12 protein-coding genes and 1 tRNA gene are annotated in these 13,504 nt (G+C 72.9%); 7 read left to right on the top strand and 6 right to left on the bottom strand.

Annotated elements, in window-relative coordinates:
* Positions 1-38 precede the first annotated feature (38 nt).
* Positions 39-1,523: an MFS transporter gene (locus ACFYUY_RS32785; RefSeq protein WP_387906077.1), complete on the top strand. Its 1,485-nt coding sequence runs from the start codon at positions 39-41 to the stop codon at positions 1,521-1,523.
* Between the two features lie 172 nt (positions 1,524-1,695).
* On the opposite strand, the gene ACFYUY_RS32780 is transcribed toward ACFYUY_RS32785, so the two are convergent.
* Positions 1,696-2,244, bottom strand: coding sequence for a GNAT family protein (locus ACFYUY_RS32780; RefSeq protein WP_360217012.1), 549 nt, complete (start codon positions 2,242-2,244; stop codon positions 1,696-1,698).
* 75 nt (positions 2,245-2,319) lie between these two features.
* Here ACFYUY_RS32780 and ACFYUY_RS32775 point away from each other — a divergent pair, with 75 nt between their 5' ends.
* Positions 2,320-2,955 (top strand): TetR/AcrR family transcriptional regulator, encoded by a 636-nt coding sequence (locus ACFYUY_RS32775; protein ID WP_360217009.1) that lies wholly within the window; start codon positions 2,320-2,322, stop codon positions 2,953-2,955.
* Positions 2,956-3,262: 307 nt separating this feature from the next.
* On the opposite strand, the gene ACFYUY_RS32770 is transcribed toward ACFYUY_RS32775, so the two are convergent.
* A tRNA-Arg gene (locus ACFYUY_RS32770) sits at positions 3,263-3,338 on the bottom strand.
* Between the two features lie 634 nt (positions 3,339-3,972).
* Here ACFYUY_RS32770 and ACFYUY_RS32765 point away from each other — a divergent pair.
* The 5 genes from ACFYUY_RS32765 (at position 3,973) to ACFYUY_RS32745 (ending at position 9,562) form a co-directional block, all read left to right on the top strand.
* Positions 3,973-4,557, top strand: coding sequence for a single-stranded DNA-binding protein (locus ACFYUY_RS32765; RefSeq protein ID WP_387906044.1), 585 nt, complete (start codon positions 3,973-3,975; stop codon positions 4,555-4,557).
* A gap of 354 nt (positions 4,558-4,911) precedes the next feature.
* A complete protein-coding gene (locus ACFYUY_RS32760; protein ID WP_387906042.1) occupies positions 4,912-6,387 on the top strand; it encodes a Cys-Gln thioester bond-forming surface protein in 1,476 nt (491 codons plus the stop codon).
* Positions 6,388-6,603: 216 nt separating this feature from the next.
* On the top strand, positions 6,604-8,268 hold the full coding sequence (gene ettA / locus ACFYUY_RS32755; RefSeq protein WP_078881697.1) for an energy-dependent translational throttle protein EttA: 1,665 nt from the start codon (positions 6,604-6,606) through the stop codon (positions 8,266-8,268).
* Positions 8,269-8,380: 112 nt separating this feature from the next.
* Positions 8,381-8,845 (top strand): thioesterase family protein, encoded by a 465-nt coding sequence (locus tag ACFYUY_RS32750; protein WP_360217000.1) that lies wholly within the window; start codon positions 8,381-8,383, stop codon positions 8,843-8,845.
* 33 nt (positions 8,846-8,878) lie between these two features.
* Positions 8,879-9,562 carry a hypothetical protein gene (locus ACFYUY_RS32745; protein ID WP_387906038.1) on the top strand — a complete coding sequence of 228 codons (684 nt, stop codon included), beginning with the start codon at positions 8,879-8,881 and terminating at the stop codon, positions 9,560-9,562.
* A gap of 73 nt (positions 9,563-9,635) precedes the next feature.
* On the opposite strand, the gene ACFYUY_RS32740 is transcribed toward ACFYUY_RS32745, so the two are convergent.
* The 4 genes from ACFYUY_RS32740 to ACFYUY_RS32725 all read right to left on the bottom strand — a co-directional run bounded on the left by ACFYUY_RS32740 (position 9,636) and on the right by ACFYUY_RS32725 (position 13,486).
* Positions 9,636-10,085 (bottom strand): globin, encoded by a 450-nt coding sequence (locus ACFYUY_RS32740; RefSeq protein ID WP_360216994.1) that lies wholly within the window; start codon positions 10,083-10,085, stop codon positions 9,636-9,638.
* Between the two features lie 42 nt (positions 10,086-10,127).
* Positions 10,128-11,276 carry an ABC transporter permease gene (locus tag ACFYUY_RS32735; RefSeq protein ID WP_387906036.1) on the bottom strand — a complete coding sequence of 383 codons (1,149 nt, stop codon included), beginning with the start codon at positions 11,274-11,276 and terminating at the stop codon, positions 10,128-10,130.
* Positions 11,273-12,190, bottom strand: a complete 918-nt coding sequence (locus ACFYUY_RS32730) for an ABC transporter ATP-binding protein (RefSeq protein WP_360216988.1) — start codon at positions 12,188-12,190, stop codon at positions 11,273-11,275. The genes ACFYUY_RS32735 and ACFYUY_RS32730 overlap by 4 nt, the downstream gene beginning before the upstream one ends.
* A 135-nt stretch (positions 12,191-12,325) precedes the next feature.
* A complete protein-coding gene (locus ACFYUY_RS32725) occupies positions 12,326-13,486 on the bottom strand; it encodes an FHA domain-containing protein (protein ID WP_387906033.1) in 1,161 nt (386 codons plus the stop codon).
* Positions 13,487-13,504 lie beyond the last annotated feature (18 nt).

Below are 13,504 nucleotides of genomic sequence, written 5' to 3'. Positions count from 1 at the left end.
CGGCACAGGCCGCACCGACCGCCGCGCCACCGGCCCTGATGACCCCGGCCCGGCGGAACCTGGGCATGCTCATCTGCCTGGTCACGATCGTGCTGGCCGTCCTCGACATGAACATCGTGTCCGCGGCCACCGTGCCGATCGTCCGGGACCTCGACCCCGTCCACGGCGTCGACCGACTGCCCTGGCTGGTCAGCTCCTTCGCCCTGGCCGCGACCGCCCTCCTGCCGCTCTACGGCAAGCTCTGCGACCTGTACGGCGCCAAGCGCGTGCTGCTCGGGGCCGTCGGAACCTTCCTGCTCGGCTCGGCGCTGTGCGGCGCCGCGCAGTCGATGACCGAGCTGATCGCGTTCCGGGCCCTCCAGGGCGTCGGCGGCGGGGGACTGATGAGCGTCACCATGGTGGTCATCGCCCACCTCAAGGACCCGGCCGAGCGCTCCGCCGGCAAGGGCGGTGCGATGGGAGGGATCGTCGGGGGGCTCGGGATGGCGGTCGGCCCGCTGGTCGGCGCGCTGTTCACCGACCACCTCGGCTGGCGCTGGGTCTTCTACGTCAACCTGCCGCTCGGCCTGCTCGTCCTGGTCGGCGCCGCCCTGGTCATCAAGCTGCCGCCGGCGGCCGGGCGCCGCGGCCTGGACTTCGCCGGAGCGGCCCTCGCCGCCGCCTTCGCCACCGGGCTGCTGCTGGTCACCGAGTGGGGCGGCAAGGACTACGCCTGGACGTCCCCGCAGATCCTCGGCCTGGCCGCCGCCACCCTGGCCGCGCTCGGCCTCTTCCTGTGGCGCCAGGCCACCGCGGCCGAGCCGGTGCTGCCGCTGTCGCTGTTCCGGATCCCCGAGGTGCGGCTCGGCTTCGCCATCCAGGGACTGCTCGGGATGGGCATGACCGGCTCCATCATCTACGTGATGCTCTACCTGCAGATCGCCCGCGGCATCGCGCCGACCTCCGCCAGCCTGTACCTGATCCCGATGGCGGCCGGGATGACCGCGGTCGGCGTGCTGGTCGGCCGGCTGGCCGCCCGCGGCCACGCGCACCGCACCTTCCTGGTGGTCGGCGGCGGCTGCGCGACGCTCGCCCTGGCGCTGCTCGGCCTCAGCGGGCCGGCCACCGGCCTGTGGGCGGTGTGCGCCGAACTCGCGCTGCTGGGCTGCGGCCTGGGCCAGCTGGTCGGCCAGCTGATCACGGTCGTGCAGGAGGCCGCGCCCCGGCACCAGCTCGGCGTCGCGACCACCGGGATCCGCTTCTTCCAGACGCTCGGCAGTGCGCTCGGCGCGGCGCTGTTCGGCACCGTGCTGGCCCGGGCCTTCGCGGCGGGCGAGCCCGGCCGGCCGCTCGGTTCGCTCCGGACGCTCACCGGTGCGGCCCGCGAGCACGCGCTGCGCAGCTTCACGGACGCCGTCGACGTGGTGTTCCTGTCGGCGGGCGGGGTGATGGCGCTGGTCCTGGTGCTCGCGCTGCGGCTGCCGGCGGCCGAGCCGGAGCCGGTCGGGGCGGCGGAGGCGGCGGAGCAGGCCCTGGCGGCCTGAGCGCGCCGGTCGGGGTGCGCCGGACGGGGTGCGGTGAGCCGGGGGGAGGGGCGGTGCCGGGGCCCGGTGGACGAGGAGTCCACCGGGCCCCGCCGCGTTCGGGGCCGGGCCGGGCCCGCGCCCGGGCGGCGGTCCACTCCGTGGCCGGACGGGCCGGGGCCCGCCGCCGGTCTCAGGCCCGGGCCGCCCACTCCGAGGCCAGCAGCGACCAGATCTCCATGTCGCGGCGGACACCCCGGTACAGCGACTGCTCGCGCAGCACGCCGTCCAGCGTCATGCCGAGCCGCTGGGCGGCGGCCCGGCTGCGGGTGTTGTCCGTGCTGGTCCACCACTCGGCGCGGTGCAGGCCGCGGGTGACGAAGGCGTAGTCGAGCAGCCGGCGGACGGCGGCGGTGACCAGGCCGTGCCCCTCGCCGGCGGGCTCGGTCCAGACGCCGATCTCGCAGTTGCCGGTCTCGGTGTCGAAGGCCACGAACATCACGCCGCCGACCAGCGTGCCGTCCAGCCAGATGCCGTAGATCCGGCCGTGGTCGGCGGCTTGCTGGTCGGCGTAGCGCTGCAGGGTGGCGCGGGCGGAGGCCGGGTCGGTGGAGCGGGTGGCCCACGGGATCCACGGGTCGGTGTGGGCCCGCGCGCGGTCGACGTGGGTCAGGAACTCGGCCGCCTGCCACGGCTCCAGCGGGCGCAGTTCGGCGTTCTCGGCGAGCGGTACGGCAAACATGGGCGGGCCTTTCACGGGATGCGCGGTGTGCTGGGAACGATACATAACAAACGTTTGGTATGTACGATGGCCGGCATGACGCCCGCCCGTGGAGACCACGACGCCCGCCGCCTGGAGGTCTCCGAGGGGGTGTGGCGGGTGCTCTCCACGCGCGGCTTCGAAGGCCTGACCCTGCGCGCGGTGGCCGCCGAACTGGGCGCCTCCACCGGCTTGTTGACGCACTACTTCCCGAACAAGCGGGCCCTGCTGAGCCACGCCCTGGAGGAGCTCGACCGGCGTTCCGGCTCCCGGCCCCGGCGCACCGCCCCCGTCGACGGCACCCCGCCGCCGCCCGCCGGCCTGCCCCGGCTGCGGGCCGCCCTGCTGGACGTCCTGCCGCTGGACGCGGCGGCCGCGGCCGGCAACCGGATCTGGGTCGGCTCCTGGGACGTCGCGCTGGCCGATCCGGAGCTCGCTGCGGCGCACGCCGGCCGCTACGCCCGCTCGCGGGAGGCCCTCGCGGTGCACGTGGTGGACGCCCAGCGGCGCGGGGAGCTCCCGGCGGGCTCCGACGCCGTCGCCGTGGCGACCGCCGCGCAGGCCTTCGTGCTCGGACTGGTGGTGCAGGCGCTGTTCGCCCCGGGGGAGTTCCCGGCCGAGCGGCAGACCGCCCTGCTGGACGCCTACCTGGCCGGGCTGGCCGGCCCGGCCGCGGGTGGCACCGGGGGCTGAGGGGGCGTCGGGGGTCGAGGACACCGGTCCGGGCGCGCGGGCGGCCGGGATCCGTCCGCCGCGAGAGCCTCCGGGAGAGCCCCCGGCGACGCTCTCCGGGTGCGGTCCGGGCGCGGTCCGGCGGTGCCGGAAATGCACCCCGACGCGCTTTTTCGGAGCGGCCATGACACGCATGGTCACGACATATGCGCGGTGGGTGGTCGGAAATCGGCGGTGGACGCGCGGATTTCCCGCCGGGCGCCGGCCGGGCAATGCCGCGGCCGGCAATGCGGGCGCCGGCCCGGCGGCCTGCGGGAATGGCAGGGCGTGGTGCCCCCAGCAGGATTCGAACCTGCGACCTACCGCTTAGAAGGCGGGTGCTCTATCCGCTGAGCTATGGGGGCGGGACGGACCGTGCCCGGGTGGGCGGGACCGTGGCCGGGTTCGGGCGACGTGCGCCGGGGCGCGCGGGTCCGGCCCCGTGCCTGAGGGTGGGGGTGGGGGTTGGGTGGGTCCTCGCCCTGCCGGGGACAGGATAAGGGTGCCCAGTTCCTCGGCCGGGTGTGACGACACCGCCGTTGGTGTGTCGGTTCGGTGGAGCGGTCCGATAATCGCAGGTGAAGCCCGTGTGTGCAGCGGTCTGGCAGACTTCCGCGCCGGACGTTGTGCAGTCGTTACGGGGCTGCCGCCCCACCCGTTATGGATTTGACACGGAGAATGTGCCGCCTCCGGTGCGGGTGGGGGCCGACATTCGGCTTCCTCCGGTCGGATGACGTGCGCGGACGGTCGGGCGCGGGGCGTTCCGGAGGCCGCGGGTGGGGGCGGCGAGCAGCCGGTTTGTTGTCATGGCCGCGATGAGTCGGGGGCGAAGCGCTGCCGAAAGGCCGAAATTCACCCCTGCGGGTGACATCAGTTTTCCACAGGCGCGAGTTGTCCACAGGATTTCGGAACTCCCTCGCGGAGATTTCCCTCCTGGCGCACTCTCAAAGCGCGCCGGTCGATTCCGTACGGTGCATCGGCGAGAACGGAGAGTGTGCCGTGAGCGAGGCGTACGTGACGGTGACGGGCAATGTCGGGACGGAGGTGAGCTACGGCGAAACGGGCGCCGGGGTGCCGATGGCGAACTTCCGGCTGGGCTGCACCGAGCGCCGCTACGACCGGGAGCGCGCGTGCTGGGTCGACGGCGAGACGCAGTGGCTGACGGTGACGGCCTGGCGGGCGCTGGCGGTGAACCTGATCGGCTCGCTGGCCAAGGGGGATCCGGTGCTGGTGAGCGGCCGGTTGAGGGTCCGCGAGTGGGGGGAGGGGGAGGCGCGGCGGACCAGGGCGGAGATCGACGCCCGATCGGTCGGACACGACCTCACCCGCGGTACCTCGGCGTTCCGTTGGGCCTCGGGTGCGCGCGGGCAGCCCCCGGCCGGTGCGGAGCCGGCCGGGGCGGCGGTCCGGGGAGGGGTCGTGCCGGGGTGGATCGCGGACGCACTGGAGGCGCGGAAGGCCTCGGTGGCGGCCCCGGCGCCGGGCCCGCCGGATTCGGCACCCCCTGTGCGGGCAGTGACGGGAGCGCAGGTGCTGGTGTCCGAGGGGGAGCCGGAGGGTGGCGGTCAGGGGTCGCCGATCTGACCGGTCGGCGACCTGGACTGTCGACAAATATGTTGATCGAGACTGTTGTTGCGCCCGTACGCGCAATCTCGTCCGGATAACAGAAAGTGGCGAAGAGATTCTGGCTGATCGTCAGCTTGTGTGGAAACTGGGAGGGTTGATAACGATACAGATACGGAATCGTCCTGATTTCGCATGGGGGTTTCGGGGCCTGCGGGGCTCAATAGGATTCGTCTGGTTCATACCCGCAGCGGGCGCCACAGGGGGCGCCCCGCGGCAGGCAAGTCGGCGGGCTGCCGATCGGTGCGGCCCGGCCCGGAGGGATCCCAGATGTTCCAGAGGCAGACGCGGAGTCTCCCCCGCATAACCACTGTCATGCTCGCGACCAGCCTTGCGCTGGGTGGAGGCCTGTTCGCAGCCGGTACGGCGGCCGCGGCCGACACCCCGGGGTCGGGCGTGACCGCGGTGGTGCAGAACACCATGCTCGGCGAGAAGATCGACGTCGAGGGCGAGGGCACCGTCGACGGCGGCCTGTTCACGCTCAAGACCGCCGACGGTGAGCTGCAGACCTACTGCATCGACTTCGGCTTCCCGGTGGACATCTCCAAGAAGATCAAGTACCAGGAGTCGGACTGGGCCTCCAGCTCGCTCGGTGACAAGAACAAGGTCGAGGCGGCCGCCAAGATCCGCTGGATCCTGGAGAACTCCTACCCGCAGGTCAAGGACCTCGGGGCGCTCGCCAAGGCCGCCGGCGCGGGCAACCTGAGCCCGGAGGACGCCGCCGCGGGCACCCAGGCCGCGATCTGGAAGTTCTCGGACAACAAGAACGCCGTCCCGCGCAACGCCGACGCCAAGAAGCTCCGCGACTACCTGACCGGTGCCGCCAACAAGGGCATCGCCGCCGAGCCCAAGCCCTCGCTGACCCTCAGCCCGGACTCGGTGTCCGGCAAGTCCGGCGCGAAGCTCGGCCCGTTCACCCTCAACTCCAGCGCCTCCGAGGTGAAGCTGGCCGTCAGCGGCGACTCCGCCGACAAGGTCAAGCTGCTGGACAAGGACAACAAGCCGGTCGGCGCCACCGTGACCGGCCCGATCGCCAAGGACACCCAGCTGTTCCTGGACGTGCCGGCCGGCACCCCGGACGGCTCGGTGACCGTGAACGCCAGCGCCTCCACCGTGGTGCCCAGCGGCCGCGTCTTCCTCAGCAAGGGGTACACCCGCGAGGAGCACAGCCAGACCATGATCCTGGCCGGCTCCAGCAAGCTCAACGTCGCCGACGCGGCCAAGGCCACCTGGAAGCAGGGCAAGGGCGCGCTGGTCGACAGCACCGCCAAGGTCGAGTGCGCCAACAACGGCGTGCGCGTCTCCGTCTCCAACGGTGGTGACGAGGCCGGCACCGTCACGGTCGGCAAGCAGCAGCTGACCGTCCAGCCGGGCAAGACCGAGAGCGTTCTCGTCCCGGTCGCCGAGAAGACGGCCTACAACATCACCGTCTCCGGCCCGAACGGCTACAGCCGCCAGTTCCAGGGCGTCCTGGACTGCAAGACCGGCACCGGCCCGACCCCGACCTCGGGTCCGTCGACCCCGGGCACCTCGGCCACGCCGACCACCCCGGGCACCACCGGCACCCCGAGCCCGGCCGGCACCCCGTCCGCCAGCGCCAGCACCCCGGCCGCCGGCCACCCGTCCCCCGCCTCCACCAGCCCGGCCCCGGGCACCGGTGGCCTGGCCCAGACCGGTGCCAATGACTCGACCCCGATCCTCGCCGCCGTCGCCGGTGGCCTGGTCGTGGCCGGTGGCGCCGCGGTCTTCGTCCTGCGCCGCCGCGGCCGCCACGGTCGCAACACCGCCTGACCCGCTCCGCGGGCCCGGAGGCACTGACCTCCTGAGGCCCTGAGGCGACACCCGGCCCGGCTCCCCGCACCCGCTGCGGGGGGCCGGGCTTTCGCCGTCACGGGCCCGATCCGGATACCCCGGTGGGGTCACCCGGCCGTTCGGGCCTCCCGGCCGGGTGCGGCACAATGGAACGCTGCAAGCCGAATACTCCCGACGACGCCGGAGCGATCTCACGTGGCGGAATACATCTACACGATGCGCAAGGTGCGCAAGGCTCACGGAGACAAGGTCATCCTTGACGACGTGACGCTCAGCTTCCTCCCCGGAGCGAAGATCGGCGTCGTGGGCCCCAACGGCGCCGGTAAGTCCACGGTGCTGAAGATGATGGCCGGCCTGGAGCAGCCCTCCAACGGCGACGCCTTCCTCTCGCCCGGCTTCACCGTCGGCATGCTCCTCCAGGAGCCGCCGCTGGACGAGTCCAAGACCGTCCTGGAGAACGTCGAGGACGGCGTCAAGGAGATCAAGGGGAAGCTCAACCGCTTCAACGAGATCGCCGAGCTGATGGCCACCGACTACTCGGACGCGCTGCTCGACGAGATGGGCAAGCTCCAGGAGGACCTGGACCACGCCGAGGCCTGGGACCTGGACGCCCAGCTGGAGCAGGCCATGGACGCCCTGGGCTGCCCGCCCGGCGACTGGCCGGTCACCAAGCTCTCCGGTGGCGAGAAGCGCCGCGTCGCGCTCTGCAAGCTGCTGCTGGAGGCGCCCGACCTGCTGCTGCTCGACGAGCCCACCAACCACCTGGACGCCGAGTCGGTGAACTGGCTGGAGCAGCACCTGGAGAAGTACAAGGGCACCGTCGTCGCCGTCACCCACGACCGGTACTTCCTGGACAACGTCGCCGAGTGGATCCTCGAGCTCGACCGCGGCCGCGCCTACCCGTACGAGGGCAACTACTCCACCTACCTGGAGACGAAGCAGTCGCGTCTCAAGGTCGAGGGGCAGAAGGACGCCAAGCGCGCCAAGCGCCTCAAGGAAGAGCTGGAGTGGGTCCGCTCCAACGCCAAGGGCCGCCAGGCGAAGTCCAAGGCCCGTCTGGCCCGCTACGAGGAGATGGCGGCCGAGGCGGACAAGATGCGGAAGCTGGACTTCGAGGAGATCCAGATCCCGCCGGGCCCGCGTCTGGGCAGCGTCGTCATCGAGGTCGAGAACCTCAACAAGGCCTTCGGTGAGAAGGTCCTGATCGACGACCTCAGCTTCACCCTGCCGCGCAACGGCATCGTCGGCATCATCGGCCCGAACGGCGCCGGCAAGACCACGCTGTTCAAGATGCTGCAGGACCTGGAGACCCCGGACTCCGGCAAGGTCAAGGTCGGCGAGACGGTCAAGATCAGCTACGTCGACCAGTCGCGCGCCAACATCGACCCGAAGAAGACCCTCTGGGAGGTCGTCTCCGACGGTCTGGACTGGATCAACGTCGGCCAGGTCGAGATGCCGTCCCGCGCCTACGTGTCGGCCTTCGGCTTCAAGGGCCCGGACCAGCAGAAGCCGGCCGGCGTGCTGTCCGGTGGTGAGCGCAACCGCCTGAACCTGGCGCTCACCCTCAAGCAGGGCGGCAACCTGCTGCTCCTCGACGAGCCCACCAACGACCTGGACGTCGAGACGCTCTCCTCGCTGGAGAACGCGCTGCTGGAGTTCCCCGGCTGCGCCGTGGTCATCTCCCACGACCGCTGGTTCCTGGACCGGGTGGCCACCCACATCCTCGCCTACGAGGGCGAGAGCAAGTGGTTCTGGTTCGAGGGCAACTTCGAGTCGTACGAGAAGAACAAGATCGAGCGGCTCGGCGCCGACGCCGCCCGCCCGCACCGGGCCACGTACAAGAAGCTGACCCGCGGCTGACACCCAGCCGTCACGGCGGTCCGGCAGACTGCCCCGCGAGGGGCGGTCCGCCGGACCGCGGCCCCGCCGCCGCCACCCGGCGGCGGGCGACCGGACGTCGAGGAGAACACCTGTGGCCCGCCACATCTACGCCTGCCCGCTGCGCTGGTCCGACATGGACGCCTTCGGACACGTCAACAACGTGGTCTTCCTGCGCTACCTGGAGGAGGCCCGGATCGACTTCATGTTCACCCAGGCCGCCGAGGCCGGCGCCGGGGAGTTCGCGGGCGGCTCGGTGGTGGCCCGCCACGAGATCGACTACAAGCGTCCGCTGGTGCACCGGCCGGAGCCGGTCACCGTGGAGACCAGGGTGACGCACATCGGCGGCGCCTCGCTGACGGTGTCCTACGAGATCAAGGACGTCGCCGCGGACGGCACCGAGACGGTGTACGTCCGGGCCTCCACGGTGGTCGTCCCCTACGACCTGGCCGAGGGCCGGCCGCGCCGGATCTCGCCCGTGGAGCGGGCGTTCCTGTCGCGCTTCATGGACGAACCCGCCCTGGACGAGAAGGCGGGCGTGGCCGCGGCCGCCGCCTGAGCACCGACCCCTACCGATTCGAGCTGACCAGCGTTGACCATCACCGCCCGTCTCGCCCTCACCGATGCCGGCGGGGCCGCCGACCTCGCCGCCTTCCTGCAGCGGCTGCTGCGCTTCGACCGGGCGGCCGCCGTCCGGTTGCAGGCCGTGGCCCCGGCCGCGGAGGACGGGGTGCTGGCGGTGTTCGGGCGGCTGCCGCTGGGCGGTTCGGGCGCGCTCGCGATCCGCACCTCCCGGCTGACCGGGCTGGGCGAGCCGGTCGACCTGACCGTCTCGGCCGGCCGGCTGCTGGACGGCGTGGACGACGGGGCGGGCACCGTCGCGCTGCCGGCGCCGGTGACCGGCCCGGCCTGGGCGGGGCTGTTGCCGCCGCGCACCGGCTGGCGCCCGGTCGGGTCGCCGCCGGCCGCCGAGGTGTACCCCGAACTGATGGCCGGGGTGCGGGAGTTCCGCGAGCGCAGTGAGGCCGTCCCGGAGCACCACCGCAGCCGTGCGGTGCTGGACGCGCTGGCCGACGAGATCTGGTCGCGCCCGGTCGGCGCGCTGCCGCTGCGCGCGGTGCACGCGGCGCACGTGATCGGCTTCCTGAAGCCCGGTTCGCCGCTCACCGTGCACCGGGCGGGCGGCTGGCTGCGGTTGAGCGCGCCGGCCGGCTCGGTGGCGGTGCGGACGGCGGCCGCGCCCGGCGCGGGCCTGGGGCTGAGCCCGCTCCGCTAGGGCTCGTCCGACAAGCCCCAGCCGCGCGGGGCCGCCGCTGCGGCGCGGGCCGGAAGGGCCGGATCCGGCCGGATCAGCCCGGGGTGTTGATCATCGAGGCGGCGGCGTAGGTGAGGTAGTCCCAGAGCTGCTGCTCGTCCTCGGCCGGCAGGGCCAGCTCGTCCACCCCGGCCCGCATGTGCTTCAACCAGGCGTCGTGCGCGGCGCGGTCGACCTTGAACGGCACGTGCCGCATCCGCAGCCGCGGGTGGCCGCGCTGCTCGCCGTAGGTGCGGGGGCCGCCCCAGTACTGCATCAGGAAGAGGGTCAGTCGCTCCTCGGCCGGGCCGAGGTCCTCCTCGGGGTACATCGGCCGGAGCAACTCGTCCTCGGCGACGCCCTGGTAGAACCGGTGGACCAGCCGCCGGAAGGTCGGCTCTCCGCCGACCCGCTCGAAGAAGGTCTCCTCGCTCAACGTGCCTCGCCCGATCTCTGTCACCCGACCATGGTCGCAGACGCCGGCGGGGCCGTACACCGGGACCATCGGCGTACGACCCCGTGCGGCGGGCTCATCCGGACGCGGTGGCTACGCGTCCTCCCACTTGAACAGCTTCCAGGCGACGCCGGTCAGCACGGCCGCGAAGGCCAGCAGCCCGCCCATGGTGGGCAGGGCGTCCATGACGCCGCCGCCGCGGGTGAGCACCGACTGGGCGGAGGTGACCAGGTAGTGCAGCGGCATCACCTTGGAGATGGTCTGCAGCCAGCCCGGCGCGCCGTCCAACGGGAAGAACGAGCCGGACAGGAAGGACATCGGCAGGACGATGACCTGGGAGATGCCGTTGGCGGCCTCCTCGGTCTTGGCGACCGAACCGGCCAGCAGCCCGATCGACATGAAGGCGAGGGTCGCGCAGGCCACCAGCGGGATGACCAGCCACCAGTCACCGGTGAGCTTGAGCCCGAAGAAGCCCGTGGCGACCACCAGGAAGACGGCGCTCTGCAGGAGCGCCGTCAGCAGCGAGACCACGATCCGGGAGCTGACGACGGTGCCGGCGCTGATCGGGGCCAGCCGCAGGCGGCGCAGCACCTTGGTCTTGCGCCAGTTGACCAGGGTCAGGGCGGCGCCGAAGACCGCGCCGGTGGCGACGGCCCAGCCGAGCAGGCCGGGGGTGAGGAACTGGATCGGCTTGAGCGACTTGTCCTCGACCTGCTGGGCGTCCAGCACGTAGGCCGGGGGCTTTCCGGTGGCGGCCTGGTTGGCGCTCTGGACCACGGAGTCGAGGATGCCCCGGAGGGCGCCGGCCCGGACGGCGTCGGCGGCGCTGTACCGCAGCTCGACCCTGCCGTCGGGCCCCTGCTCGATCATCGCGTCGAAGTCGCCCTTGCGGACCTTCTCCAGGGTGCCGGCCTCGTCGTCGGTCCGGGTGATGGTGAGGACCGCGTTCAGCCCGGTGCGGGCGTCGCCCTGCATCGAGTCGAACAGCTGGACCGCCCCGACCTGCGCGACCTTGGCGTGCGGGCTGCCGGTGCCCTTGCTGACGGTGCCGAAGAAGACCAGGAACACCAGCGGGAAGAGCAGGATGAAGAAGGTCGCGGTGCGGTCGCGCTTCATGCCGAGCAGCATGGCGCGGGACAGGCTCCAGAACGCGCTGACGCGCTCCCGGCCGGCGCCCGCCTCGCCGGTCGGACCGCCGCGCTGGGCGGGCACCTTGGTGCCGGTGGACGTGCTGGGGGTCATGCCCGGTACTCCCGTCCGGTCAGCTGGAGGAAGACGTCCTCCAGGGTGGCGCCGCGCACCTCGAGGCCGCGCAGCGCGTTCTGCTCGGCCAGGACGCTCAGGACCGGGGCCGGGAGGCGGGTGGAGACGGCCAGCGTGACGGTGTCGTCGTCCAGGGCGGCGATCTCGGCGCCGGCCGCGGTGAGCAGTTCGCGGGCCCGGTCGGCGGTGAGCTGGCCGGAGGCGACGCTGATCCGGACGGTGTCGTCGATCTCGCGGATCAGCGCGGCGGGGGCGCCGGTGTGCAGGATCTTCCCGTGGTCCATGATCGAGACCCGGTCGCAGAGGACCTCGGCCTCGTCCAGGTAGTGGGTGGTCAGCACGACCGTGCGGCCCTCGGAGTTGATGTCCCGCAGGAGGTCCCAGAGGTTGCGCCGGGCCTGCGGGTCGAGGCCGGTGGTGGGCTCGTCCAGGAAGACGAGCTCCGGGTCGTGGGCCAGGGCGCAGGCGATCGACAGGCGCTGGGCCTGGCCGCCCGACATCTTCTCGGTGAGGGTCTCCGCCTTGTCGGCCAGACCGACCCGCTCCAGCATCGCGTCGGCCCGTCGGGGGCCGACCCCGTAGAACGAGGCGAAGGTGCGGATGGTCTCCCGGGCCGTCAGTTTCCGGAAGAAGGCGGAGGCCTGGAACTGCACGCCGATGCGCGGCAGCAGTTGCGGGTTGCGCGGCCAGGGTGCCATCCCCAGCAGCTCGACCCGGCCCTCGTCCGGTTCGCGGACTCCTTCCAGGATCTCCATGGTGGTGGTCTTCCCGGCGCCGTTGGGCCCCAGGATCCCGTAGAACTCGCCGGCCTCGACGGTGAGGGACACCCCGTCGACGGCCTGCACATCCCCGTACCGCTGACGGATTCCGTCGGCGGATATAGCTGCAGTCATGTGCCCAGAGCGTAGGGGCATCCGGTGGGGCTGTGCAGGCGTGGCGCAAGCGATTTGAAGATCATTTTGCCGAGGCCGGGAAACGCGGCGGGCCGGACGGACGCGGTGGTCCGTCCGGCCCGGTCGGGCCCGGCGTCAGGCGCGGTGCACCGTGATGGTCGTCCAGGCGCCGACGTGGATCCGGTCGCCGTCGTTGAGCGGGACGGCGGTGTGCGGGGTGATCGGCTCCGCACCGCCGTTCACGGTGGTGCCGTTGGTGGAGTCCTGGTCCACCAGCACCCAGCTGCCGTCCGCCTGTTCGGCGAGCAGCGCGTGCTGGTGCGAGGCGCCCGGGTCCTCCGGCGGCACCGACAGGTCGATCTCGGGGACCGTCCCGCGGTGCTGGCTGCGCCGGCCGATCCGCAGCTGGCCGCGGCCGGTCAGCGGGACGCGGCGCTCCGGGCAGTACGGGGGGAAGAACAGGCCGGCCGCCTCGGGACCGCTGCGGGCCATCATGTCGGTGAAGTAGTCGCGGTCGGCCGAGACCACCGCGATCCAGTTGGCCCGGACCGGCTCCGCCGGGGCGGCCTCCGGCTGGGGCTGCGGCGGGGCGAGGTGGAACGAGGTGCGGAAGTCCCCGCCGGCCTGCCCGTTCTGGCCGGGCGGCTGGGCGTAGACCGGGCCGGAGTCCTCGCGGGCCGGGGCCTCGGGGAACGCGCCCTCGGGCGGCGGGTAGCCGTAGGTGTGCGCGGGCACGGGGGCCTGCGGCTGCTGCGGCTGGAGCTGCTGCGGGAGGGGCGCCGGCTGCGGCTGGCCGTGCTGTGGTGCGCCGTGCTGGGGCTGGGCGTGCTGGGGCGCGCCCGGCTGCGGGGCGCCGCCGTACGCCGCCGGGATGTTCAGCGGCGGGGGCTGGGCCGGGCCCGGCGCGGGGACGCCGGCCGCCGGGGGCTGGCGGCGCGAGGGCGTGGAGAGCTCGTAGTCGTACCCGCACTCCTCGCAGAACCGCCCGGTCTGCGGGCTGCGGCAGATCGGGCAGACCACCAGGCCCTCGGTGAGGTCCGGGAAGCCCTGCGCGGGCGGCGGCGGGTAGGCGCCGGGCTGCGGGTGGGCCCCCGGCGGTGCGGGCGGGGGCGGCAGCGGGGCGCCGTAGGGCGTCCCGCCGTGCTCCGGGTGCCCGGCGGGTGCTCCGGGCGCGGGGTGGGCCCCGTGCGCCCCCGGATGGGCCCCGGGCGCCGGGGCGGGCGGAGTCATCGGAAAGCCGCAGAAGTCGCACCAGTCCTCGGCCTGCGACTCATGGCCCCTCGGGCAGATCGGCATCAGTTCCCCCTCACATCG

Origin of the sequence: Kitasatospora sp. NPDC004745 (assembly GCF_042873275.1) — a bacterium.
Taxonomy (GTDB): domain Bacteria; phylum Actinomycetota; class Actinomycetes; order Streptomycetales; family Streptomycetaceae; genus Kitasatospora.
Note: the sequence above shows the minus strand (reverse complement) of the source record. Positions and strands in the feature narration are given on the sequence as shown.